Here is a 24,265-nt window from a genome sequence, read left to right on the forward strand (position 1 = left end):
AAGCGACGGGAAGAAGAGATCGACCGCCGAGCGTGCTCTCGCAGCAGCCCGCGGCGAGCAGTACGCCGAAGTGATCGACATCGGCTTCGAGTGGGACCCCGGCGCTCCGCTGCCGCACCTGCTCGCCAACAGCTCCCGCGCGTACGTCGTCTGCTACGCCCGGCCGGAGCCGTGGTCAGGGATGGAAGGCGGCGAGGATCAGACCCGCGTAGCGACGCCAGACGGCCGGATCGCGTTCGTCCAGCGCGATGAGTTGGCGGACCACGCCGCACAGCACGACGCGGACGTCCAGGGTGCCGACGTCCGCGCGGATCGGCCCCGACGCCCTCGCCGCCTGGAGCAGCCGGCCGATCAGGTCGACGAGTTCCGCGGCGGGCAGCAGGCGGCCTTCGAAGAAAACCGCCGCCAGGCCGCGGTCGCGGGCGAGATGGTCGAGCAGGTCCGGCACGTAGTCGAGCAACGCCCGGTAGGCGTCGTCGGCGGCAAGGGCGGCCAGGGTACGCGCGTGCAGCGAGCGGAAGCTCTCCTGCGCGACCGCCAGCACCAGCTCATCCTTGGTCGGGTAACTACGGTAGACGGTGGCCCGCCCGACCCCGGCGCGCGCCGCCACCTCGGGCACTGTGACGTCCAGGCCGCGTTCGGCGAACAGGTCACGGGCCGCCGCGACGACCCGCTCGTGGTTGCGCAGCGCGTCCGCGCGCCGAAGAGCGTTCACCGTCGGTCTGCTTCGGGCAGAGGCAGCCCCGGCCCCGGGTCGACGTCGAAGCCACTCTCGTGGACCCGCTGGAACCGACCGTCCTCGGCCAGCGTGGCGAAGTAGTACATCTCCCGGTGGACGACCGTTCCGTCGGTCATGGTCATCGTGTACCGGTGCCGCTCGGCGTAGTTCAGGCCGTCGTACAGCTCGTCGAGCACGGTCACCGCGCCCTCGGCGACTCTGCTGCGGATCCCGGCGACCATCTCCGCGAACTCGGCGCGGTCGCGCGTCCGACCGTCGCCGGTGTGCACGAGGTCGGGGGCGTAGTACCTGTCCAGGGCCTCCTCCAGGCTGAGGCGGGGCTCGAAGGCCACGTCGCGGATGGCGTCGCTGATGCGTACGGGTGTCATCGGGTTGTCCTCTCGACTATCCGGACTCCCGAGTCCGGATAGCGCCGACAGTACCGGACTCAGGAGTCCGCTACCAGTGAGGGGTAGGCTTGACCTCACATCCACGTGAGGTACGACGGGAGGCAGGAATGAGCACCACCATCCGGATCGGTGAACTCGCGGCCCGTACCGGGGTCAGCGTGCGATCCCTGCGCTACTACGAGGAGCAGGGTCTGCTCGCCAGCCTGCGCAGCCCGAGCGGTCACCGCCGCTACGTCGAGGGCCAGGTCGAGCGGATCATCCTCATTCAGCGGCTCTTCTCCGCCGGCCTGAACAGTCGCACCATCGTCGACCTCCTGCCCTGCGTCGAGTCCCCGAGTACGGCCACCTCCGAGGCGGCCTTCGAGCGGATGCGCCAGGAGCGGGACCGGATCGATCGGCACATCGAAGACCTGATCAAGACCCGGGCGGTCCTCGACGAGCTGATCAGCGCCAACCGCGCCCACCGTAGGGAACTCGCCAGCGCATGAGCCGGTGCGGCCGACTCGGGCGGAGAGAACGATGCCGATCAGGGTGCCCGGCCGCCTCGTCCATGCGTTCCAGGTATAGCTTCGGTGGATGGACATCGTCGTCGCGTGTCGGGCCTTCGTCGCCGTCAGCGGCCACGGCAGCTTCACCTCGGGCGCCGCGGCGGCGGGAATACCCCAGTCCGTGGCCAGCCGCCGCATCGCCGCCCTGGAGGAGCACTTCGGGTCGCGGCTGTTCGACCGGAGCTCCCGCGCGGTCCGGTTGACCCCGTTCGGGCAGGACATGCTGCCGACGGCGCGACGCCTCGTCGACCTCGCCGACGCCATGGCCGACGACGCCGAGCGGGCCCGGTTGCGGCCGCTGCGGGTCGCCGTACCCGAGATCTGCCCGCCGCACCGCCTCGCCGCCCTGGTGGTCGCGGCCCGACGGCAGCGAGTCCAGTTGGAGGTACGGCCGGCCGGTCCGCAGGAGCGCGAACGGCTCTGCCAGACCCTCGAGGTCGATACCGCGATCGTGGCGGTTCCGGAGGCGACGGCACTCTGGCGGGTGCCGCTCGGGCTGGCCGCCCGGACTCCCTTCCCGGCGCCGACGGTGTTCCTGGAGACGCTACGCACCGGCCGGGCCCGCACCCAGGCACGCCGCCGGATCCTGATCCAGCCCGAGGACGACGTCGCGCACCTGCGGGATCCCCTGACCCGCGCCGGCCAGTCGGCCGGCCTGGCACCGGCCCAGGTAGCGATCGCGCCGTCCCTCGTCGACGCCGCGGCGGCGGCCCTCGGCTCCCCCGACCTCCTCCTGTGCTCCCGCCGGCAGGCCGAGGACTTCGCGCTGCACTGGTGCCCCCTCGCCGGCCCGCGGCTCCTGCGGGGTTACGACGTCGCCGCCGGCGCACGCGAGGACCTCGACCAGCTCCGCACCGTCCTGTACGCGGACGTCGCACGATCCCTGGGTGCCGCCGGGGACGGCGCAGCCGGTGACCGACCGAGAGGAGCCACGGAATGAGCGCCACCGCCGTCGTCCGCAGCGCACGTGACCTGCTCGACGAGGCGGGACTGCGCGGCGCCTTCCTCGTCCGCGACCTCGACAACGGGCAGGAGATCGGCTTCGACGCCGACACCCCGTACCCGTCGGCGTCGCTGGTCAAGGTGCCGCTGGCGGTCGCCGTCCTGGAACGGGTCGCGCGCGGGGAACTCGACCCGGCGACACCTGTCGACCTCGTGCCCGGTCGGATCACCACGCCCGGCCCGACCGGGATCAGCCGCTTCCGTCATCCCGCCCGGATCTCCGTGGACGACCTGCTCTACCTGAGCACCTCCGTCAGCGACGGGGTTGCCGCCGACGCCCTGTTCGACCTCGTCCCGCCGACCGCGGTCGCCGCCGAGCTGCGGCGACTGCGGATCGGGGGCATCTCCGTGCGGCACCGGGTCGCCGACCTCGCCGAGACCCCGGCGGAACGCCTCGGCCCCGACGAGGTGCACCTGGCCCACTCCCTCGCCATCGGCGCGGCGACCCCCGGTCAGGGCCATCCGGTCGCCCAACTCGACGTCACCCGTGCCAACGCCGGGTCGGCGCGAGCCTTCGTCGACCTGCTACACGCCCTCTGGCGGCCCTCGGCGATCAACGAGAGCACCGCCGCCCGCGTACGCGCTCTGTTGGCGGACAACCTGCACCGGCAGCGGCTCGCCCCCGACTTCACCTCCGACGCGTCCCGCTGGTCGTCCAAGACCGGCACCCTGCTGCACCTGCGCCACGAGATCGGGGTGGTGGATCATGCTGACGGGCAGTCGTACGCGATCGCCGCGCTCACCGCCTCCCGGGTGCCCGCCGTCGCGCAGCCCGGCAGCGAGGCGACGATGGCCCAGGTCGCCCGGAGCCTGCACGACCACCTGCGGACGGGCACCCTGCCCTGGTGGGGTTAGGGCCGCAGGCGCCGCTCACGCAGCCAGACCAGCACCACCATGGCGATGTTGACGGCGCCGAGGATCAACAGGGCCGCGTCACCGGAGTCGGTGGACCGGTCGATCGCGTAGGGCTCCCCGTCCGCCATCACCGTGTTGACGATCCCGAACAGGACGTTGTTGGCGACGTGGAAGGCGACCGGCGCCTCGATGCCGCGACTGACGACGGCCATCAGGCCGGTGCTGACACCGATGAACGTGTAGTAGCCGAACAGCCAGGGGTCGGCCGACCCGTGGACCACGGCGAAGCCGAGGCCGGAGACGACGAGCCCGACGACCAGGGCCGGGCGCACCGCGCGCACCCAGGACGCGGCGGCGGGCAGCACGGCGCTCCGGAACATCAACTCCTCGCCGGCGGACTGGATCGGGGTGCTCAGGACGGTGACCGCCAGCACGCCGATCGTCGTGCCGGTGACACCGAAGGCGGTCCAGCCCGGGGAGTCCGGCGCGACCAGCGCCACGACACCGATCCCGGCACCCACCAGCAGCGTCGCTCCGGTCAGGTAGTGGGCCAGGCGGCGGGCGTCGAAGGCCCGGGGGAAGCTGATCAGGCTCCGCCACGGCACCTTGGCGATCCACACCAGGAGCAGGATCGCCAAGACGCCCGCCGCGCCGATGCTGATGTTGACGGCCACCAACTTCAACGGCGTGAGCGTGGCCGACATCGGGTCGTCGCTGCCCTCGATGACGCCCACGACCTGGTAGAGCAGCACCTGCAGGAGCAGCATCACCAGCGGCGGCACGAGGATGACCACGAGCGGCTTCCACCAGCTCATGCGCAGGTGGGCGCCGAAGGGCCGGGAACTGTCGACGGCCGGCCCGGATCGCTCCGACGTCGTACGGCGCGAGCCTCTCGCGTCAGAGGTGCCTGGGCGCTCCGCCCCTACCCAGGGTCCGTCGGATCGTGGCGCGCTCATCGGGGGATTCCTTTCGACGCTGCTGGACGTCCCATTCCAGCGCGGACCGCGTCCGACGTGCAGTGCCACCGTGTCACCACCCCACCGTGACATTTCGAGGTGCGCGTCCCGACCGCCTCACCCGGCGAGAGCCGCCGGCGCGGGCGGGAAGTCGACGCGCGGCTTGCCGTGCATCGCCGCCGCCAGGGTCTCGTAGACCGGCGGATTGATGCCGTCGCGCTGCTGGTGCCGCATCTTCACGGTGGTCTGCGGCCAGTCCGGGTCGGTCAGGATCCCGGCCACCGCGTACTGCTTCGTCATCGCCACCATGGAGGCGTAGTTCTCCGCGTCGGTGGTGCCGGTCTTACCGGCGACCGGAGCGTCCACCGCGGCCTTCACCTGCGCGGCCGTGCGACTGCCGCCGCACCGGCTGGTCGCGGAGTCGTCACCGACCGGGCAGCGGGCGACGTCGACGGCGGCGCGGGCCACGTCGGTGCCGACCCGCTTCTCGCAGCGCGGCTCGGCGATGTCCAGGCTCCCGCCGTCAGGGCCGCGGATCTCCTGCACCGGAGTCGGCGCACACCAGGTGCCGTCCGCGGCAAGGGTCGCGTACGCGTTGGCCAGCTCCAGCGGGGTCGTGGCAGAGACGCCGAGGGTGAACGCGCCCCAACCGTGGGCGGCGGCCCGGTCGTCGGCCCACCGGTCCTCCCGGGTGACCCGGAACTGGATGCCGAGTCGCTTGGCCACGTCGACCACGTTCTCCGCGCCGACCTGCTGCTGCAGGGGGACGAAGTAGGTGTTCGTCGACCGGGAGAACGCGCTCCACATGTTCAGCACCCCACCGGCCCTGTGGTCGGCGTTCCGGGGGCAGTAGCGGGAGGTCCCGGGACACGCGGTGGGACTGGCGCTGTCGATGACGTACTCCGACCGGAAGCGTTGCGGCGAGTCGATCGTGTGGCTGAGGGGGATCCCCTTCTCCAGGGCGGCGACGACGGTGAAGATCTTGAAGGTCGAGCCGGCCTGGTAGCCGGTGATGCCGTCACCGCCGGTCAGTAACGGGTTCACCGTGTTGGGGTAGGTACCCAACCGGTTCTTCGAGCGCTGTCGCGGGTCGCTGTGGGGTTTGTTGGCCGGATCCTGCGGGTCGTCGATCTGGAAGGTGCGGTTCACCGCGAGGGCGCGGACGCGGCCGGTGCCGGGTTCGACCGCGGCGACCATCGCGGCCTCCTTGGCGGTCTCACTCTTGGCTTTGCGTACGGCCCGGTCGCCGGCGCGCTGCGCCTGCACGTCGAGGGTGGTGACCACCCGGTAGCCGCCGCCCTTGAGCCGCCGCTCCCGGTCGTACGCGGTGGCGCCGAACTCCTCCTGGGACATCCACCAGCGGTAGAGGTAGTCGCAGAAGAAACCCCAGCTCTTCTCGTTCGTGGCGACGCAACCGTTCGGGGAACGCCTGTCCCTGACCACCATCGGCTCCGCCTTGGCGGCGTCGGCCTCGGCCTGCGTGACGGCGCCGACCGTGGCCATGTTGTCGAGCACGTAGTCGCGCCGCTCCAGTGCCAGCGGACGGCCGCCGCTGGTGGTCGGGTCATTGGTGGTGGGTGCCTTCACCATGCCGGCCAGCAGCGCCGACTCCGCGATGCTGAGCCTGCTCGGCGGCTTGCCGAAATAGACCTGGCTGGCGGCGTGGACGCCGTACGCACCGTTGCCGAAGGCGGCGATGTTCAGGTAACGCTCCAGGATCTCGTCCTTGGCGAGATCCTTCTCGACCTGGAGCGCGTACCGCACCTCACGCAGCTTGCGGGCGGTGGTGTCCTCCGTCGCCGCGACCACGTCGGCCGGGTGGTCCGCCGAATACGCGAGAGCCAGCCGTACGTACTGCATGGTGAGAGTCGAAGCGCCCTGCCGGTCCCCGGCGCCGGAGGAGTTGTTGACGAACGCGCGGGCGATGCCGGCGAGGTCGACCCCGTTGTGCCGGTAGAAATCGTGGTCCTCGGCGGCGATGATCGCCTCGCGCATCACCGGCGCCACGTCACGCAGTCTCACGTCGCGCCGATTCTCGTCGTACATGGTGGCCAGCGGGGTCTTGCCGTCGGCCGCGAGCAGGTAGCTCAGTTGCGGCGTACGGGCCGCGGTCAACTCGCTCGGCAACGCGCCGAACGCCTCCGCGCCCGCCTTCGCACCCATGCCGGACAGTGCCAACGGAGGGAAGGCGGCCGCCGCGACCACCACGCCGACCAACAGGCCACAGATGATCAGCGACAGGGTCTTGTTCAGGATTGTGTGCCTACGTATCGGCATTCTGGGCGACCTCGATCCACGTCGTGCAGCAGGCGAGCCGGTGTCGGCCCGCCCTCGGGGGGCGGGCCGGCACGCCGTCACATCGCGGCGATCACGATCTCGGTCGCTCGGGCGATCAGGGCGTTGTCGTAGTCGGCGTCCTTCTGGTCGCGGCTGGACAGCACCGCGAGGACGATCGGCGCGCGGTCCGGAGGCCAGATCACTGCGATGTCGTTGCGGGTGCCGTAGCCACCGGCGCCGGTCTTGTCCCCCACGGTCCAGCCGTCGGGCACACCGGCGCGGATCAGCTCGGCGCCGGTCGTGTTGCCCTTCAACCAACCGGTGAGGATGTCGCGGTCCGCCGGTTCGAGGGCGTCTCCCACGGCGTACGCCCGCAGGTCCTCGGCCAGGGCCGCCGCGGTGCTGGTGTCCCGCCGGTCACCCGGCCTCGCCTCGTTGAGCTCGGTCTCGTACCGCGCCGGATCGGTGACCTCGTCCCCCACCTCGCGCAGTTCCTTCTCGAACTTCTGCGGCCCACCGAGCTGACGCAACAGCAGGTTTCCGGCGGTGTTGTCGCTGTAGCGCACGGCCGCGTCGGCGATCGCGCGCAGCGTCATGCCCTCGGCGACGTGCTGCTCCGTGATCGGCGAGTAGGTCACCAGGTCGTCCGCCGAGTACCGCACCACCCGGTCCAACTCGGCGTCGGTGGTCCCGTCGAGGACCTCGGCGGCGGCCAACGCCTTGAACGTCGAGGCGTACGCGAACCGCTCGTCGGCCCGGTACCGCACCGTGCCACCGGTGCCGGTGTCGATCGCGTAGACCCCCAGCCGCGCGTCGAAGTCCTCCTCCAGTCGCCGGAACTCATGGTCCCGGTCGGTGGCGGTGGGCACGGTGACCGTTACCGCACCGTCTCTCGGCCCCTGTTCGGCGGCATCGGCGGGGCCGCACGCGGCCAGGGACACCGCCGCCATCGCGGCCACCAGACGGTGTGTCGCAAAAATCATCATCGCTCCTTGTCAGTGCCGTCGGTCCGGTGCGGGCGGCACCGGTCGGACAGGACTCGACCCTGGCAGGGATCTGGCATGCGGTCGAAGACGGAACTGGCGGTGTTCATGCTGATTCGGCATCGCCGAGGCAGCGTGTCGAGTTCGACCGCCGCGTTGGTGTGGGATGGACGCGCCCGCGAGGAGCGGCCGGACCGGTCACAGCCAGTCGTGTTCGCGGGCGTAGCGGGCCGCTTCGTGGCGGGTCCGGGTCTGGGTCTTGCGCATCGCGTTGGAGAGGTAGTTGCGGACGGTGCCGGGCGCGAGATGCAGGCGTGCGGCGATGTCGGCGACCGAGTAGCCCTCACCGGTGACCCGCAGCACGTCGGCCTCACGGTCGGTGAGGGGGTTGTCCTCGGTGACGGCGAGCGCGGACACGTCCGGGTCGATCCAGCGTTTGCCCGCGTGCAGGGTGGCGATGACGGAGGAGATGTGCGCCGGCTCGGCGGACTTGCTGACGAAGCCCTGGACACCGAGCTTCAACGCCTTACGCAGCACGCCGGGGCGGGCGTGCCGGGTCAGCATGAGGACCACCTGCTCCGGGCGCGTACGCCGGATCTCGGCGACCGCGCCCAGGCCGTCCACGCCCGGCATCTCCAGGTCGATGACCAACACGTCGGGCTCGTGCCGCACAGTGGCCTCGACGGCCGTCCGGCCGTCGGACGCCTCGGCGAGAACGGTGATGTCGCCCTCCATCGGCAGCAGCGCGGCCAGGGCCGTCCGCAGCAGCGCCTCGTCGTCGGCGAGCACGATCGTGGTCATCGGCCGTCACCCCGTTCCGCGCCGGCACGCACGACGGGGAACGTCGCCGCCGTCCGAAAGCGTCCCTGCTGCTGTTCCACGGTCAGCTCCCCTCCGTCGCCGGCCACCCGTTGCCGGAGTGCCGCCAGCCCCCGCAGCTCGGGGGGCGAGGTGGCGGTCACGCCGTCGTTGACGATGGTGATGCTCGACTCGGAGAGCGTGATCTGCACCTGGGAGGCCTGCGCGTGCCGCAGGATGTTGGTCGTGGTCTCGCGAAGCACCTGACCGAGCAGTTCGCCGACGCGGGCGTCGACCTCGGCCTCCCGGGTCACCCGCACCCGGATGCCGGCGGCCTCGAACAGGTTCTTCGCGTTCTCGATCTCCGCGGTGAGGTTGAGCCGCCGTTGCGCGTACGCCAGTTCCTTGGTCTGCGCGATGGTGTCGCTGACCAGCGCGTACGTCTCCCGCAGTTCCTTCTCCGCGCGGGCGCTGTCGCGGAGCAGCAGCCGCTGCGCCAGGGCGATCTTCAGCTTCACCACGTGCAGGGTGTGGCCCTGGATGTCGTGCAGGTCGCTGGCGAAACGGACGCGTTCGCGGATCACCGCGAGTTCCGCTTCCCGCTCCCGGGTCTGTTCGAGTTCGCGGATGAGGTCGAAGAACCGCTCGCCCAGGATGGTGAAGACCGTCACGATGACGGTGAGGACGGTCGGGATGAGAACGTAGGTGACCAGGACGTGACCGATGTCGTCCCGCTGCACCAGCAGCCGCGCCGCGCCGACGGCGGCGACGTAGGCGAAGAGCCCGGTCAGCGCCAGTCTCCGGTGCCGCCGGACCTCGCGCATGGCGAGCGAGCCCACCGCGCAGAACCCCCAGTAGGCGTTGGGGCTGCCGGTCACCAGGACCCCCAGCGGCCACACCGCTCCCGCCACGACCAGGCAGGGCAGGGCCACCCGGGCCAGGTCGTTGGCCGTCCACCGTTCGAAGGCCACCAGGGCCGCCACGGCCCCCGGCGCCAGGACGACGACGTGCCACCAGGTACGCGCGTCGGTGTAGACCAGGACGACCGCGGCGAACACCACCGGCGGCAGCGACGTGGCGAGGTTGAGTCGGCGCAGCCTTCCCTGCGTCGACTCGGTGAAGCGCGGCGGCCTGGCGGTCACCAGACCAGTATCGGGCAGCCGGAGGCGGCGACCAGTGACACCGCGTCACATGGGGTGGTGACATGGCGCCACTGACGGAACGGCCGCGCCCGCGCTGTCATTGGTGCATGTCCACCACACCAGTCATCGAAGTCGAACGGCTGAACCTCACCTACGGCGACTTCCACGCCGTGAAGGACCTCTCCTTCGAGGTACGGCCCGGAGAGCTCTACGCGCTGCTGGGCACCAACGGCGCCGGGAAGACCTCCACCCTGGAGGTCGTCGAGGGGCACCGGAAGCCGACGTCGGGCACGGTACGCGTCTTCGGGCACAGCCCCGCCGACCGCCGGGCGGTACGTCCCCGGATGGGCGTGATGCTCCAGGAGAGCGGATTCTCCCCTGACCTCACCGTGCGGGAGTCCGTCGGCCTGGTCGGCCGGCTCACCCGACGCGCCGACGACGTCGACCGGGTGCTCGACGTGGTCGACCTCACCGGTCGCGCCGGCCGCAAGGTGGCCCAGCTGTCCGGCGGGGAGAAGCGGCGGCTGGACTTCGCCACCGCGGTCTACGGCACCCCGGAGCTGATCTTCCTGGACGAGCCGACGACCGGCCTCGACATCCAGTCCCGCGACGCCGTCTGGGCGACCGTGGACCGGCTGCGGGAGAACGGTTCCACGATCGTGCTCACCACGCACTACCTGGAGGAGGCGCAGCAGCGCGCCGACCGGATCGGGCTCATGCACGAGGGCACCCTGCACCGCGAGGGCACCGTCTCCGAGCTGACCCGCACCCTGCCCGGCGTGATCCGCTTCTCCCTTGCCGCGCCGGTCCCGCCGCTACCGCTGCAGGCGGTCGTCGACGCCGACGGGAAGGTCACCGTCGAGTCCTTCGAACTGCAGAAGGACCTGCACCTCCTGCTCGGCTGGGCGCAGGACCACGCCGTGGAACTGCGCGACCTGGCGGCGGGACCGACCCGGCTCGACGACGTGTTCCGCGCCATCAACAGTTGATTCGTTCTTCCGAGAGGCCCGTCACCGTGTTGTCCATCGCGTCCAGCGAACTGATCCAGATCTTCCGCAACCGGCTGGTGCTGATCACCAGCCTCATCATCCCGGCGGCGGTGTCCGCGTTCTTCGTCCGTCAGCACGAGACCTACGCCGCCATCGGGAGCCTCGGGTACATCGCCGCGATCGTGCTGTTCACCGTGGCCGCCTTCGGGCTCTACGCCACGGCCGTCACCACCCTGGCGTCCCGCCGTCAGAACCTCTTCCTCAAGCGGCTGCGGTCCACCGCCGAAGGTGACGCCGGCATCCTCGCCGGTCTGCTGCTGCCCGTACTCCTGCTGACCGTGGTGCAGGTGACCGCGATCCTGATCGCCCTGGCCGTGGTCGCCGGCGGGCCGGACAACGTCGCCCTGCTGGTGGTGGCGGTCCTCGCGACCGTGGCCATGATGATCGGGTTGGCGCTGGCCACGGCCGGGCTGACGAACTCCCCCGAGCACGCCCAGGTCACCACCCTGCCCGTCACCCTCGGTGTGATCGCCGTGGCCAGCTGGGTCGGCATCTCCGGCACCGAGAACCTCGCCTGGCTCAAGCGACTGCTGCCCGGCGGAGCGGCCACCGAGCTGACGATGAACGCCTGGAACGGCGGCGTCGCCGTGATCGACTCCCTGCTCCTGCTCGCGCCCACGCTGGGCTGGGTCGTCATCGCCGTCGCCCTCGCCACCCGACTCTTCCGCTGGGAGCCCCGCCGATGACCACCGAACCCCGGTCGGACGCCCCGACCCTCGTCGAAGACCTCCTCCTGCTCCTGTTCCAACCCGCATCCGGGACCATCGCCGGCGAGAACACCCTCTTCTACGTCCTCGGCGGCGCCGTCCTCGCAGACCTCGCCCTCGGCGAGCACCTGACCACGACGGACCGGCAGCGGGTCAGCAGCGTCGCCGGTCACCCGCCGTCGGACGGCCTCCTGCGCCGGGCGTGGGACTACCTCGCCGAGAAACCCCGAGGGGTGCAGACGGCACTGGCCGCGATCGGTCCCACCCTGCGAGAGCCGGTTCTGCAGCGGCTCATCGCGCGGGGCGACATCGACCAGGAGCCCCGTAAGGTGCTCGGCCTGTTCCGGACGACGGCGCTGCGCGACGGCCGGACCGAACGCCGGTCCCGCCTGCTCGCCGACGTCCGGCGGGTCCTCGTGGACGGTGCGGAGCCGCAGGCCCGGGTCGCCGCGCTCGCGGCGCTGCTCTCGGCGAGCGGGACTCTCCCGCAGTTCCACCGCGAGATCCCGTGGACGTCACCGGTGATCAGCCGAGCCAAGGAGCTCGAGCGGGGCGACTGGGGCGCCGAGGCAGCGGGGGCAGCCGTGACCCGAACCGTGACCGCCACCGTCGTCAACAGCGCCGTCGTGGCCATCTCTGTGCTTCCCCGGGGCTGAGGCCCTGGTGCACAGGAACCGGCCAGGACATCCGTCCGACGTGGATGCCGTACCGCAGTGGAGGCCCGCGTGACCGCACCGCCGCACCCGCCGCGTCGTCCACGACGACGATGGCTCCGGATCGTCTCCGGCATCTTCGTCACCGTCGTGGCCGCCGTCAGCGTCGGCGTCGCCGGTCTTCAACTCGGCCTGCCCTGGCAGCTGGGCGAGGGCGACCGCAACCACGTCTACAACGGCGCTGCCGGGTCGCAGCGCTACCAGGTCCACGTTCCGCCCCAACAGGACGAAAAAGCCGGGTTGCCGGTCGTCATGGCGATCCACGGCTGCGCGATGACCGGCTACGGGTGGAACTCCATGAAGTCCACGACGCAGTTCAACCGCCTGGCCGACCGGGAGGGCTTCATCGTCGTCTATCCCACGCAACTGATCTCCCGCAACGTGATCGCCTGCTGGAACTCCGCCGATCCCCGGGACCAACAGCGGCACACCGGCGAACCCGCGCTGCTCGCCGGTGTCGCCCGCCAGGTGGTCGAGGAGTACGACGCGGATCCCGCGCGGGTGCACGTGGCCGGAGCCTCGTCGGGCGCGGGGACCGCCGTCATCCTCGCCGCGACCCACCCCGACGTCTTCGCCACGGTGACCTCGGTGGCCGGCGGAGAGTGCGGCCTCAACCAGGTCGACCCGGACGACCCGGACGCGACGCCACCGCTGGACACGGCACGTCAGGCCTGGGCCCAGATGGGTGAGCGGGCTCGCCGGGTGCCGTTGCTGATCATCCAGGGTGAGCGGGACGAGGTCGTGCCGCCCCTGGTCGCCACCCGCCTCGTCGCCCACTGGACCGCGGTCGGCGATCTCGTCGACGACGGGCTGCCCAACGGCAGCCTCGCCCCGACCGAGGAGACCGTGTCCGTGCCGGCCACCGAGGGTCGGCACGCGTACACGCACTCGACGATCACGGCACCGGACGGTTCGTCGGTCGTCGAGGCGTACCGCGTCCAGGACATGGGGCACGCGTGGCCGGGCCCGGACGGCGACGGCCGCTACACCGATCACGCCGGCCCCGACGCCAGCGCGATCGTGTGGGAGTTCGCCGAGCGCCATCCGATGCGATGAGGCCGGCCACCGGGGCTACCGCGCGGCCGTCCCGGGCGGTGCCGCGGGGCGGTTGATGGCGGCCTCGACCGCGGTGCCGATGCGCGTCAACGTTGCCAGCTCGTGCGGTTCGAGTTGGTCGATCAGGTATTCCCGAACCGCCGCGACGTGCCCCGGCGCCGCAGCCACGACCGCCTGGTAGCCGACGTCGGTGAGCACGGCGTTGGTGCGTCTGCCGGGGCCGGGGACCCGGGCCCGGGCGAGCAGCCCGCGCCTCTCCAGCCGCTCGACGACGTGTGACAGGCGGGACAGCGACGCGGCCGTACGAGCGGCGAGGCGGCTCATCTGCATGGTGCGCTCCGGTTCCTCGGAGAGAACCGAGAGCACCATGTACTCGAAGAAGGTCAGCTGGGACTCGCGTTGCATCCGTGCGTCCAGGGCAGCCGGCAGGCTGATCATGATCGCGGAGTTGGCCAGCCACGCCGCCCGCTCGTCGTCGCTCAACCACCGGGATTCGGCAACGGGGCCGCTGGGCCTTTCCGCCTCCTTCTTCGTCATGTGGATCACAATACAAGCTATTTGTTGACGCTTCAAGTTGAAGGGAGTAGAACTTGAAGCGTCAAGTTCGCCTGAGCGTGCCTCCTCGGCGGCACGAACCGGCCGCCGATCCACGGAAGGACCACCTGATGCACACCACCTCGCTGGGCGGCCTCGAGGTCTCCCGCATCGGCCTCGGTGCCATGGGAATGTCGGCCTACTACACCGGCGCCGGCCACGACGAAGCCGGGTCGATCCGCACCATCCAGCGCGCTCTGGACCTCGGCGTCACGCACCTGGACACCGCCGAGGTGTACGGGCCGTACGTCAACGAGGAGGTGGTGGGTCGCGCGATCAGGGGCCGCCGGGACGAGGTGGCCCTGGCCACCAAGTTCGGTCTCGTCTCGCACACCGGCAGACCGGGTCCGGACAGCAGTCCGGCCACCATCCGCGCCGCTGTGGACGGTTCGCTGCGACGACTCGGCACCGACCACATCGACCTCTACTACCAGCACCGGGTGGACCGCCAGACCCCCATCGAGGAGACGGTGGGAGCGTTGCGCGACCTCGTCACCGCGGGCAAGGTGCGCTACATCGGCCTCTCCGAGGCGTCCCCGACGACGATCCGGCGGGCTCACGCGGTCCATCCGGTGGCCGCCGTCCAGACGGAATACTCGCTGTGGACTCGCGACCCCGAGGCGGACGTGCTGCCCACGCTGCGGGAACTCGGCATCGGCCTGGTGCCCTACTCGCCGCTCGGGCACGGCTTCCTCACCGGCGACATCCGCTCGCTCGACGGCCTGGACCCAGACGACTGGCGGCGTACCAACCCCCGGTTCATCGGCGACAACCTCACGCGCAACCTGCGCATCGTCGACGAGGTCCGCGACATCGCCGACGAGGCCGGTGCGACTCCCGCGCAGGTCGCCCTGGCCTGGCTCCTCGCGCAGGGCGAAGGCATAGCGCCTATTCCGGGCACCCGGCGTGTCGACCGGCTGGAGGAGAACTGCGCCGCAGACGGGACCCGACTCACCGCCGGCCAGATCGCCCGGCTGGACGACCTGACGCCGGCGTCCGGCGAGCGCCACGCCGAGCCCGACATGGACGCGATCGACGGTTGAGAAAGCAGAACACCACGCAGCGGCCGGTCCCCGGTCGCACCTCATCGAACGGAGCCGCACGTCATGCAGAACAAGGTGATTCGGGTCGGCATCATCGGCGCGGACACGAAGGCGAGCTGGGCCGGCGCATCGCACATCCCCGCGCTGGCAGCACAGCCGCAGTTCGTCCTGGCCGCCGTAGCAACCCGTCGCGAGGAGAGTGCTCGCGCGGCCGCGGAAGCCTTCGGCGCGGAACGCTGGTACGCCGACCCGCTCGACCTCATCAACGATCCGTCGATCGACCTCGTCACCGTGGCCGTCAAGGTCCCGGCCCACCGCGACCTCGTGCTTCCAGCCCTCGCCGCGAACAAGGCGGTGTATTCCGAGTCACCACTGGGAGCCAGCGTCGCGCAGACCGAGGAGATGGCCGAAGCCGCCGGAGGGTTGCACACCGCGATCGGCCTCCAGGGCCGACTCAACCCCTCGGTGCGCCGAGCGGCGGAGATCATCGAGGCCGGGCGCCTCGGGCGGCTGTTGTCGGCGCGAGTAGCCGCGACGACCTTCGGGAACGGCCCCGAGTCGGTGAGCGCGTACGAGTACTTCGACAAGGCCGCGGCGGGCGCCGGCTTCCTGACGATCGCGGCGGGTCACGTCCTGGACGTGGTCGAGGCTGTCCTCGGCGACATCACCGAGATCGACGCGCGCACGGAGATCCTGTGGCCGGAGGTGAAGCTGGTGGACACCGGCGCCGTCACCACCCGGGAGGTGCCGGACCACCTCGACGCCATCGTCAAGACCTCGTCGGGCCCCAGCGTGGGGGTGCAGATCCTGGCCGGCGTACCCCCGACGGACGCCGCCTTCAGTCTGGAGGTCCGCGGCTCGGACGGCTGGCTGAGACTGACCGGCAACCACCCTGCGGGCGTTCAGGTCGGCGACCTCACGCTGTCGTCGAGCGTCGACTTCACCGCGCCCGACCGTCCCGTCGCCACCGGCACCGGCCCGACCGCCGCGGAGATCTGGAACGGCGCGTCCATCAACGTGGGCGAGGTGTACGCCAGCCTGGCACGCGACATCGCCAACGGCACCCACCACACGCCGGGCTTCGGGCACGCCGCCCACAACAGCCGATTGGTCGCCGCAGTCGAGCGGGCCGCCCGAACCGGCACCCGCCAGTAGCGGTTCCGGGAGTGGGGGGTCGAGCGCGTACCGCCGCACCGAGCGCACGTGCGCGGCGCGCCTTCGCCGAGAAGCAGCCCCTCCGGGTGGCCGCGCACCTGCCGCAGCGGTCAGTGACCCCGGCCCCGGTCGAGGAAGCACGACAGCAGGTGCCGGAACTCGTGCGGGTGCTCGATCGCCGGCACGTGCCCGCATCGGCCGAACACGTGCAGACGGACGTCGGCCAGGTGTTCCAGCAGGGGCTGGGCTGCCGTCCCGAGCGGGGTGACTCGGTCCTGGGCGCCGTGCACGAGCAGCACGGGCGCGCGGATCTCGGCCAGCGTCCGCGCCGAGAGGGTGAGGTCGTCGTTCCAACGGGCCCGGGGTGGCGGGAACAACGACGCGAAGGCGGCCTCCCCCGCTCGCATCGCGGTCGCCCGGGCGTCGACGGCCGCATCGGTGACGAGCGCTTGGTCGAGGACGAGGCGACTCAGCATGTCTCGTGCCCCGAGCGGGCCGGCGGGGGCGGCCCAGATCGCGTCGAGGTCGGCGGATAGCGGCGCCCCGGGGGCGCCCATCGTCGAGACCGCCACGACACGGGTGACCTGCTGGGGGCGCGCCGCGGCCAACGCCAGCGCCACGGCACCGCCCATCGAGTGACCCACCACGGCGTAGTGCTGCACGCCGAGGGCGTCCATCAGGCCGGCGGCCTGCTCCGTCCACAGCCGTAGCCCACCCCTGGAGCCCGCCGGGACCGGTGTGCGGCCGAACCCCGCCTGGTCGGGAGCCACCAGGCGCCAGGACGGGCCGAGCGCCTGCGCGGTCGTCGCCCAGGCTCCGGACCCGGTCGTGCCGGGTCCGGAGCCGTGCAGCATCAGCACCGCCGGCCCGGTGCCGCCCTCCAGGACGTGGACGGGGGAACCGTCGACCGCGACGGTCCGAAGTGTCGTCACCGGGGCAGACCAGCTGCGCTCATGCCGATGCGGGACTGACGGACTTCGAGAAGACCTCCATCATCGCCCGGCCGAACTGCGGCATGTCGGGCCAGCCCCGGCAGGAGACGAGGTTGCCGTCCACCACGTCGGGAGCGTCGATGACCGTCGCGCCCGCGTTCTCCATGTCACCGGTGATGGGCGGGAAGCACGCCGTCTTCCGGCCCTTGAGCAGCCCGTAGACCGCCGGCACCTGCGCGCCGTGGCACACCAGCGCGATGGGGAGGTTGCGCGCGAAGAAGTGCTCGGTGATGCGCCTGACGTCGGCGTCGACCCGAATCCACTCCGGAGCACGTCCGCCGGGGATGATCAGGGCGTCGTAGCGTTCGACGTCGACGTCGGCCCAGGGCACGTCGACCGGCAGCTTCCGGCCGTTCTTCTCCACGTAGGCGTCGGAGTTGGGGTCGAACTCGTGGATGACCAGTTGCACGTCACGCATCGTCCGGGACGAGACGTCGACGTCCCAGCCGCCCTCCTGCACGCGGTAGTAGGGATACATGGTGTCGAGTTCTTCGGCGGCGTCGCCGGTCAGGAGCAGCGCTCTGGGCACCTGCTTCTCCTCGCATCTGGGACGGGTGGGAGGATTCGATCAGATCCGATCTGATCCGATCGCGTTAGCATCGCTCGACCCAGCCGACCCGTCAAGCCTCTACCGCCACTCCATTCACCTCGGTGACCTCATCGAACAATCGGCGGAAACGTTCGCCGGAGCGCAGGATGTGCCGGCGCATCGCGTAGGCGGCGGCGTCGGGGTCACGCGCGGCGATCGCCGCCACGACGTCCTCGTGCTCGGCCATGGCCAGGTGGGTGACCTGGGTGTCGTGGTGCAGCCGGAACAGGTGCACGTGGCTGTGCAGGCGCGCGAGCGCCTCCCGGATGACCTGGTTCTCCGCGCTCAGGGCGACGAGATCGTGGAAAGCGGCGTCACGTAACCCGAAGGCACCGTACGCCGCGGGCCCGCTGCCCCCCTCCAACTCCGCCATCTCCTCCAGCATCCGCCGCAGACCGGCCACCTGCTCGGCGGATGCGCGTTCGGCGGATCGGCGTGCCGCTGCCGGTTCGAGGAGCAGGCGGACCTCGAGCATGTCCTCGAACCGGTGCCGGGTGATCTGGGGAGGGATGCGGTAGCCGGCGTGCGGCACACGCACGACCAGACCCTCGGCCTCCATGCGGTTCAGGGCGTCCCGGATCGGCGTCTGCGAGACCCCGAGCTCTCGCGCCAGGACGTCGATCGTGACGCGGGAGCCCGGTTCGATCCGTAGCGACATCAGCTGTCCGAGCAGCGTGTCGTACACCTCGTCGGCAAGCCGGCCGCCGGATCGTCCCGGCGGCGTTCCGCCCGGCACGGCCCTACGGCCCCGCGTGGTCATCGCTTCGTCGTCCATCGTGAGGTGAGGTCCTTCCGTGCGCCTTCGCGAGCCTATTGACATCAGTCACAACGCTGCGGCATGCTGACGCCCCCCACACGATCGTATAGGAAACGTGGCGGATGATCGCCATCCTGCACCATCGCGGGACCGGCCGCCATCGCTCCATCTCGATCACCTGGGGCTGCCGATGAGCATGCTCGACGTCCTGCTCGGTTCGTCACCGGGCCGCAGGTGGACCGAGGGACTTCTCGACGGCATGAGGACCCGGCACATCGCGGCGCACTCGTGACGCCGGCCCGCGGCTCGCGCCCGCGAGAGCCCGGCAACACGCTTGAACAACCCGGCAACTGCTCGGCGAAGCACCTAGCGAGGCCCTAGAAGTCCGAACCCGGAAAGCAGGCAGGAATATGCGGCGATTGAAGCGAACAGGACGGACATCCGCCCCCGGTCGGAAGGTCCAGCTGGCGACGGCGGCCATGCTGCTGGTCGCCACGACCATGGCGGCGTGCGGCGATGGCAAGGACGACGGCGCGAAGGCGAGCGCCCCCAAGGCACCGGCGACCATCCCGGAGCTCACCAAGGACCCGCTGACGCTCAGCTTCATCTGGTTCGACTGGCCGCCCGCCAACGCACTGGAGACCTTCGCGAACGCGGAGTACAAGAAGGAGCGGCCGAACGCGACCATCAAGGTCAACACCGTACCGAACGCGAACTGGCACGACGCGATGTTCACCCAGTTCGCCGCGCGTAAGACCGACTTCGACATCGCGATCCTGGACTCGCAACACATCGGCGAGGCCGTGACGAACGGCAACATCCTCGACCTCACCGACTTCGTCAAGAACAACATCGAGGTCAACGCCTACGACCCGTACCTCCTGGCGGCCTACGGCCAGTTCCCCCAGGCGGAGACCGGCAAACGCGACGAGAACGCCAGCCTGTACGGACTGCCGCTGCTCGGCGACACCTGGACGATGATCTACCGTAAGGACCTGATCGGCGACAAGCCACCGCAGACCTGGGACGAGATGATCTCAGTCGCCGAGAAGTGCCAGACGGACAACCCCGGCGTCAGCGGTCTGGCCTTCCACCAGGCCAACGGCTCCGACGCCGCGGCCGTCACCTACAACACGGTCAACGGCGTCTACGGCGGCAACCTCTGGGACTCCAAGAACCGCAAGATCGAGGGCGTCCTCAACGACGCCGCGGGCCAAGAGGCGATGGACGTCCTGGTCAACAAGATGAAGCCGCTGACCGCCAAGGGCTCCGGCAACTGGTTCATCGACGAGGTGAACGCGGCGGTCGCCCAGGGCAAGGCGTGCATCGCGTTCAACTGGATCGCCGCGAGCGGCGGTCTGCTCGATCCGAAGCAGTCGACGCTCGGCACCACCCGCGAGCAGATCCTCGACAAGCTCGGTTTCGCCACCCTGCCGACGCAGAAGACGAACCTGGTCCCGCTCGGCGGTATGGGGATGCACGTGTCGGCCTACTCCGCCGCGGCGAACCAGGCGGAGGCCCTGAACTTCATGAAGTGGTTCGAGCGGGCTGACATCCAGAAGAAGTGGGCCGCGGCCGGTGGGGTGCCGTCGCGTACGGACGCGATCCAGTCACCCGAGTTCCTCAACGCCGGGCCGTTCAACAAGGTGTACGCCGACTCGGTCCCGCGGATGCGGGACATGTGGAACGTGCCCGAGTACGCGCGACTCGTCGACATCGAGAACACCAACGTCAACGCGGCTCTCAACGGCGCGAAGAAGCCGAAGGACGCGCTCGACGACATCGCCAAGGAGCAGCAGGGCGTGCTCGACTCCAGCGGCCGCAAGGGCGGCGGCGGACTGTGAGTGGCCCCGTACCTCTGAAGACCGATCACCACGGGCGGGTGGCGTCTGCGACGCCACCCGCACCGGGTCGGTCCCGCCGGCTGAGCGACCGCTGGCTCGCCGTGGCCTTCATCTCCCCCGCGCTGCTGCTGTTGCTCGCCATGTCGGTGTTCCCGTTGCTGTGGTCGCTGTACCTGTCCTTCACTGACTACTCGGCCACCCGCGGCGGGCCCGCCGACTTCATCGGGTTCGGGAACTACACGGCCATCCTGACGTCGGCGCAGGTCCACCAGCGGGCCCTGACGACGTTGATCTACGTGGTCGGCGCGGTCGGCCTGCAGACCGTGCTCGGTTTCACCATCGCCTACCTGATCTCACGGCGTACGCACGGGCGAGGGCTGCTGACCACCGTGTTCCTGGTTCCGATGATGCTGTCGCCGGTCGTGGTCGGGCTGTTCTGGCGATTCATGCTCGACGCCCAGTTCGGCGTGGTGAACAGCATGCTCGGCTCGCTCGGTCTGGGGCAGGTGGAGTGGCTCACCCGGCAGCGGACGGCACTGGTCTCCCTGATCGTGGTCGACACCTGGCAGTGGACGCCGTTCATCATGCTCATCGCACTCGCGGGCCTCAGCGCGATCCCCAAGTACCTGTACGAGGCCGCCTCGATCGACCGGGCGTCCGAGTGGTTCCGGTTCCGCACCATCACCCTTCCGCTGGTGTGGCCGCTGCTGCTCATCGCCGTGATGTTCCGGGGCATCGAGGCCTTCCGGCTGTTCGACCTCGTCTACATCCTCACCAACGGAGGCCCGGGTGTCTCCACCGAGACGTTGTCGTTCCACGTCTACAAGGTCGCGTTCCTGGGCTTCAACACCGGAACCGCCTCGGCGTACGGAATCCTCATGATCCTCGTCGTCATCGTCCTCACGCAGCTCTACCTGCGCTACCTGAACAAGCTCAAGGAGGGCTGATGGCCGTCTCCGTCGACGAGGCCGTGTCCACGGGTCCCCCCCGGGATCACACGCCCCCCGCGCGTCGCCTCGGCGGCCGCGGCCGGGGCCGCTCCGTACTGGAGGTCGCGCTGCTGACCGCGCTGGCCGTCGTGATGCTCTTCCCGGTGCTGTGGATGATCGAGACGTCCCTCAAGGACAACCGGGACGTCTACGCCATCCCGGCCAAGTTCTTCGACTTCACCGTCACTCTGGACCACTACCGGGACGTCTTCGTCGGCTCCGACAGCGGTCGCAAGGCATTGTCGGAGTCGTTCCTCAACTCCGTCATCGTGGCCGGGGTCTCCACGGTGCTGGCCACCGTGCTGGGGGTCCCGGCGGCCTGGGCCTACTCACGCCTCGCCGTGAAGGCCAAGAAGGACCAGCTGTTCTTCATCCTGTCCACGCGCTTCATGCCGCCCGTCGTGGTCGTGATCCCGATCTTCCTCATGTACCGCCAGGTCGGACTCATCGACAACAAGATCGGTCTGATCCTCATCTACACCGCGTTCAACGTCCCGTTCACGATCTGGATGATGAAGGGGTTCGTCGACGAGGTGCCCGCGGAGTACGAGGACGCCGCCATGCTCGACGGCTACACCCGCCTGCAGGCGTTCTGGCGATTCACCCTCCCCCTGCTCGTGCCCGGCATCGCCGCGACGGCGGTGTTCGCACTCATCTTCTCCTGGAACGAGTTCGTGTTCGCCACCTTCCTCACCTCCAGCGACAGCGTGCGGACCGCACCACCCGCCATCGCCAGCCTCATCGGCGGCACCACGACGGACTGGGGTCTCGTCGCCGCCGCCTCCGTGGTGTTCGCCCTACCGGTGCTCGTCTTCGCCTACCTGGTGCGCAAGCACCTCGTCGCCGGTGTGACGCTCGGGGCGGTGCGACGCTGATGGCGGGTATCGAGGTGACCGCGCTGCACAAGCGCTACCCGGACGGGACGGTCGCGGTCGACCACGTCGACCTGTCCATCGGCGACGGCGAGCTGTTCGTGATGCTCGGCCCGTCGGGTTGCGGCAAGACGACCACGCTGCGGGCCATCGCCGGCCTGGAGAGGCAGACGACCGGCGACATCCACATCGGCGACACGCTGGTCAACGACCTGCCGCCCGCCGAGCGCGACATCGCCATGGTGTTCCAGTTCTACGCCCTCTACCCGCATCTGCGAACCCGCGACAACCTGGCGTTCCCCCTGCGGGCCGAGGGACTGCCCAAGTCGGAGGTGCAGGAGCGGGTCGCCGAGGCCGCCCGGCTGATGCGGCTCGGTCCGCTGCTGGACCGTAGACCGCGCCAGCTGTCCGGCGGGGAGCAGCAACGCGTCGCGCTCGCTCGCGCCCTGGTGCGAAGACCTCGCGCATTCCTCATGGACGAACCCCTCACCAACCTGGACGCGGAGCTGAGGGCGGACATGCGTACGGAGATCAAGCACCTGCAGGGAGAGCTGGGGGCGACGATGGTCTACGTCACCCACGACCAGGTCGAGGCGATGTCGCTCGGTCACCGGATCGCCATCCTCAACAAGGGCCGCGTCGAGCAGATCGGCACGCCGCTGGAGGTCTACGACCGTCCGGCGAGTCTCTTCTGCGCCGCGTTCATCGGCTCCCCGCCGATGAACCTCATCGAGGTCGAGGTGGCCGAGGGGAAGCTGCGCGGGGAAGGCGGACTGGTCCTCACGCCGCCACCGGGCCTGCCGCGCGACCGCAGCCTGGTCGCCGGCGTCCGGCCGGAGGCACTGGAGGTCACCGAACCGGGGGCGGACCGCGCGGTCCCGGCCCGCGTGGTCTCGGCGGAGTGGCTGGGCGACGAGATCATCTACGTGGTCGACCACGGCGGCCAGCGCGACGTACGGGTTCGGATGCCCCCGACCGTCCGTTTCTCCGCCGACGCGACGGTCGGGCTGCGGCACACCGGCGGGACCCCGGCGGTCTACGACGTGCGCACGGAAGAACTGGTGGCCTGATGGGAACCGTGGCAGTGCACGGCCTGTGCAAGTCCTTCGGCAAGGTGCGGGCCCTGGACGGGGTGACGCTGGACGTGCCGGAAGGCTCGTTCTTCGTCGTGCTCGGGCCCTCCGGGGCAGGCAAGACGACGACCCTGCGCGCCATCGCCGGGCTGGAGAAGCTCGACGCCGGGTCGGTGCACCTGGACGGGCGGGACGCGACCGGTGACGCCCCCGCCGCACGCGATTTGGCCATGGTGTTCCAGAACTACGCCCTCTACCCGCGCCACACCGTGTACGAGAACATCGCCTCGCCGCTGCGGGCACGCCGCTGTTCGTCGGGCGAGATCGCCACCGCCGTCGAGCGGATGTCGAACCTGCTGCACATCGAACGTCTGCTGCAGCGTCGGCCCGCGCAGTTGTCGGGCGGTGAGATGCAGCGCGTCGCCCTGGCCCGGGCGCTGGTCCGCAGCCCGCGCGCGTTCCTCATGGACGAGCCGCTGACGAACCTCGACCTCAAGCTCCGCGTCGAGATGCGCACCGAGCTCACCCGCATCCACCGGAGCCTCGGAGCGACCTTCGTGTACGTGACCAACGACCAGGTCGAGGCCCTGTCCATGGCCGACCAGGTCGCGGTCCTCAGGGAGGGGACCGTGCAACAGGTCGGAACACCGACCGAGGTGTACGAGCGTCCCGCCAACCAGTGGGTCGCGGGATTCGTCGGGAGCCCGCCGATCAGCCTGCTCGCCTGCCGCGCCGAGGGAGATCGTCTGGTCGGTGCGGAGGGCTGGACACTGCCGCGGCCCCGGTGGACCACGGCTGAGGACGGTCGTGCGCTGCTGCTGGGCCTGCGCGCGGAGGACCTGTCCGTCGAGCAGCGTGGGGACGCGTCGTTGCCGGGAGAGCTCTACGGGCTCGAACCGCTCGGTGACCGCACGGTGGTCGACGTTCGGGTGGGGACGACGATCCTCAAGGTCAAGGCACGACCCACAGTCACCGGTACGCCGGGCGAACGGCTGCAGGTCACCGTCGACCTGGACCGCGCGCACCTCTTCGACGCGGACACCGGGTTGTCGCTGTCCGAGGCTGGGCGGTAGCCGCGCCGGGCGGTGACGGCGCGCTGCGCCCGCAGGTGGCCCGAGAAGACGGTCGGTGGGCGGGGCGTCG

At 70.4% G+C, this 24,265-nt stretch carries 24 protein-coding genes and 1 pseudogene; 14 read left to right on the plus strand and 11 right to left on the minus strand.

The annotated features are described in order from the left end of the window. Window positions 1–175: 175 nt before the first annotated feature. Window positions 176–715, minus strand: a complete 540-nt coding sequence (locus O7616_RS24765; RefSeq protein ID WP_282304197.1) for a TetR/AcrR family transcriptional regulator — start codon at window positions 713–715, stop codon at window positions 176–178. Further along, window positions 712–1,107 carry a hypothetical protein gene (locus tag O7616_RS24770; protein ID WP_282304198.1) on the minus strand — a complete coding sequence of 132 codons (396 nt, stop codon included), beginning with the start codon at window positions 1,105–1,107 and terminating at the stop codon, window positions 712–714. Before O7616_RS24770 ends, O7616_RS24765 begins: the two co-directional genes overlap by 4 nt. A 140-nt stretch (window positions 1,108–1,247) precedes the next feature. Here O7616_RS24770 and O7616_RS24775 point away from each other — a divergent pair, with 140 nt between their 5' ends. The 3 genes from O7616_RS24775 (at window position 1,248) to O7616_RS24785 (ending at window position 3,533) form a co-directional block, all read left to right on the plus strand. Beyond that, window positions 1,248–1,616 (plus strand): MerR family transcriptional regulator, encoded by a 369-nt coding sequence (locus O7616_RS24775; RefSeq protein ID WP_282307714.1) that lies wholly within the window; start codon window positions 1,248–1,250, stop codon window positions 1,614–1,616. 88 nt (window positions 1,617–1,704) lie between these two features. Continuing rightward, window positions 1,705–2,616 carry a LysR family transcriptional regulator gene (locus O7616_RS24780; RefSeq protein ID WP_282304199.1) on the plus strand — a complete coding sequence of 304 codons (912 nt, stop codon included), beginning with the start codon at window positions 1,705–1,707 and terminating at the stop codon, window positions 2,614–2,616. Next, a complete protein-coding gene (locus tag O7616_RS24785) occupies window positions 2,613–3,533 on the plus strand; it encodes a serine hydrolase (protein ID WP_282304200.1) in 921 nt (306 codons plus the stop codon). The genes O7616_RS24780 and O7616_RS24785 overlap by 4 nt, the downstream gene beginning before the upstream one ends. Here the strand turns inward: O7616_RS24785 and O7616_RS24790 are convergent. From O7616_RS24790 to O7616_RS24810, 5 genes and pseudogenes are all read right to left on the minus strand, one after another. Next, window positions 3,530–4,348, minus strand: coding sequence for a CPBP family intramembrane glutamic endopeptidase (locus tag O7616_RS24790; protein WP_282304201.1), 819 nt, complete (start codon window positions 4,346–4,348; stop codon window positions 3,530–3,532). The genes O7616_RS24785 and O7616_RS24790 overlap by 4 nt on opposite strands. Before the next feature lie 279 nt (window positions 4,349–4,627). Next, window positions 4,628–6,766, minus strand: a pseudogene (locus O7616_RS24795) (transglycosylase domain-containing protein); the annotation flags it as partial. Window positions 6,767–6,843: 77 nt separating this feature from the next. Then, on the minus strand, window positions 6,844–7,749 hold the full coding sequence (gene bla / locus O7616_RS24800; RefSeq protein ID WP_282304203.1) for a class A beta-lactamase: 906 nt from the start codon (window positions 7,747–7,749) through the stop codon (window positions 6,844–6,846). Window positions 7,750–7,947: 198 nt separating this feature from the next. Further along, window positions 7,948–8,550 carry a response regulator transcription factor gene (locus tag O7616_RS24805; RefSeq protein WP_282304204.1) on the minus strand — a complete coding sequence of 201 codons (603 nt, stop codon included), beginning with the start codon at window positions 8,548–8,550 and terminating at the stop codon, window positions 7,948–7,950. Then, entirely contained in the window at window positions 8,547–9,689 is a 1,143-nt protein-coding gene (locus O7616_RS24810) for a histidine kinase (protein WP_282304205.1), read from the minus strand. The genes O7616_RS24805 and O7616_RS24810 overlap by 4 nt, the downstream gene beginning before the upstream one ends. 107 nt (window positions 9,690–9,796) lie before the next feature. On the opposite strand from O7616_RS24810, the gene O7616_RS24815 reads away from it, so the two are divergent. The 4 genes from O7616_RS24815 (at window position 9,797) to O7616_RS24830 (ending at window position 13,214) form a co-directional block, all read left to right on the plus strand. Beyond that, window positions 9,797–10,678 (plus strand): ABC transporter ATP-binding protein, encoded by an 882-nt coding sequence (locus O7616_RS24815; protein WP_282258498.1) that lies wholly within the window; start codon window positions 9,797–9,799, stop codon window positions 10,676–10,678. Between the two features lie 26 nt (window positions 10,679–10,704). Next, on the plus strand, window positions 10,705–11,424 hold the full coding sequence (locus tag O7616_RS24820; RefSeq protein WP_282304206.1) for an ABC transporter permease: 720 nt from the start codon (window positions 10,705–10,707) through the stop codon (window positions 11,422–11,424). Next, a complete protein-coding gene (locus tag O7616_RS24825; RefSeq protein WP_282304207.1) occupies window positions 11,421–12,101 on the plus strand; it encodes a GPP34 family phosphoprotein in 681 nt (226 codons plus the stop codon). Before O7616_RS24820 ends, O7616_RS24825 begins: the two co-directional genes overlap by 4 nt. A 69-nt stretch (window positions 12,102–12,170) precedes the next feature. Then, complete coding sequence (locus O7616_RS24830; RefSeq protein WP_282304208.1) at window positions 12,171–13,214, plus strand: PHB depolymerase family esterase; 1,044 nt, start codon at window positions 12,171–12,173, stop codon at window positions 13,212–13,214. Window positions 13,215–13,229: 15 nt separating this feature from the next. On the opposite strand, the gene O7616_RS24835 is transcribed toward O7616_RS24830, so the two are convergent. Beyond that, window positions 13,230–13,751: a MarR family winged helix-turn-helix transcriptional regulator gene (locus O7616_RS24835; protein WP_282304209.1), complete on the minus strand. Its 522-nt coding sequence runs from the start codon at window positions 13,749–13,751 to the stop codon at window positions 13,230–13,232. A gap of 128 nt (window positions 13,752–13,879) precedes the next feature. Here O7616_RS24835 and O7616_RS24840 point away from each other — a divergent pair, with 128 nt between their 5' ends. Both O7616_RS24840 and O7616_RS24845 read left to right on the plus strand, forming a co-directional pair. Beyond that, window positions 13,880–14,851, plus strand: coding sequence for an aldo/keto reductase (locus tag O7616_RS24840; RefSeq protein WP_282304210.1), 972 nt, complete (start codon window positions 13,880–13,882; stop codon window positions 14,849–14,851). Between the two features lie 63 nt (window positions 14,852–14,914). After that, a complete protein-coding gene (locus tag O7616_RS24845) occupies window positions 14,915–16,006 on the plus strand; it encodes a Gfo/Idh/MocA family oxidoreductase (RefSeq protein WP_282304211.1) in 1,092 nt (363 codons plus the stop codon). A gap of 110 nt (window positions 16,007–16,116) precedes the next feature. On the opposite strand, the gene O7616_RS24850 is transcribed toward O7616_RS24845, so the two are convergent. From O7616_RS24850 to O7616_RS24860, 3 genes are all read right to left on the minus strand, one after another. After that, complete coding sequence (locus O7616_RS24850; RefSeq protein WP_282304212.1) at window positions 16,117–16,938, minus strand: alpha/beta hydrolase; 822 nt, start codon at window positions 16,936–16,938, stop codon at window positions 16,117–16,119. Window positions 16,939–16,957: 19 nt separating this feature from the next. Continuing rightward, complete coding sequence (locus tag O7616_RS24855) at window positions 16,958–17,527, minus strand: DJ-1/PfpI family protein (protein WP_282258486.1); 570 nt, start codon at window positions 17,525–17,527, stop codon at window positions 16,958–16,960. A 91-nt stretch (window positions 17,528–17,618) separates the two neighbouring features. Then, a complete protein-coding gene (locus O7616_RS24860; RefSeq protein WP_282304213.1) occupies window positions 17,619–18,362 on the minus strand; it encodes a GntR family transcriptional regulator in 744 nt (247 codons plus the stop codon). A gap of 392 nt (window positions 18,363–18,754) precedes the next feature. Between O7616_RS24860 and O7616_RS24865 the strand changes: the two genes are divergently transcribed. From O7616_RS24865 to O7616_RS24885, 5 genes are read left to right on the plus strand one after another with little or no spacing between them, the layout of a single operon-like run. After that, complete coding sequence (locus O7616_RS24865) at window positions 18,755–20,188, plus strand: extracellular solute-binding protein (RefSeq protein ID WP_282304214.1); 1,434 nt, start codon at window positions 18,755–18,757, stop codon at window positions 20,186–20,188. Window positions 20,189–20,226: 38 nt separating this feature from the next. Next, window positions 20,227–21,135 carry a sugar ABC transporter permease gene (locus O7616_RS24870; protein ID WP_282304215.1) on the plus strand — a complete coding sequence of 303 codons (909 nt, stop codon included), beginning with the start codon at window positions 20,227–20,229 and terminating at the stop codon, window positions 21,133–21,135. Next, the gene (locus tag O7616_RS24875) at window positions 21,135–22,052 is read left to right on the plus strand and encodes a carbohydrate ABC transporter permease (RefSeq protein ID WP_282304216.1); all 918 of its coding nucleotides are present in this window, start codon (window positions 21,135–21,137) and stop codon (window positions 22,050–22,052) included. The genes O7616_RS24870 and O7616_RS24875 overlap by 1 nt, the downstream gene beginning before the upstream one ends. Next, a complete protein-coding gene (locus O7616_RS24880) occupies window positions 22,052–23,119 on the plus strand; it encodes an ATP-binding cassette domain-containing protein (protein WP_282304217.1) in 1,068 nt (355 codons plus the stop codon). Before O7616_RS24875 ends, O7616_RS24880 begins: the two co-directional genes overlap by 1 nt. Beyond that, window positions 23,119–24,195, plus strand: a complete 1,077-nt coding sequence (locus tag O7616_RS24885) for an ABC transporter ATP-binding protein (RefSeq protein ID WP_282304218.1) — start codon at window positions 23,119–23,121, stop codon at window positions 24,193–24,195. Before O7616_RS24880 ends, O7616_RS24885 begins: the two co-directional genes overlap by 1 nt. The last annotated feature ends 70 nt before the right edge of the window (window positions 24,196–24,265 follow it).

This window comes from Micromonospora sp. WMMD964 (assembly GCF_029581455.1).
In the GTDB taxonomy this organism is placed as follows: Bacteria; Actinomycetota; Actinomycetes; order Mycobacteriales; family Micromonosporaceae; genus Micromonospora.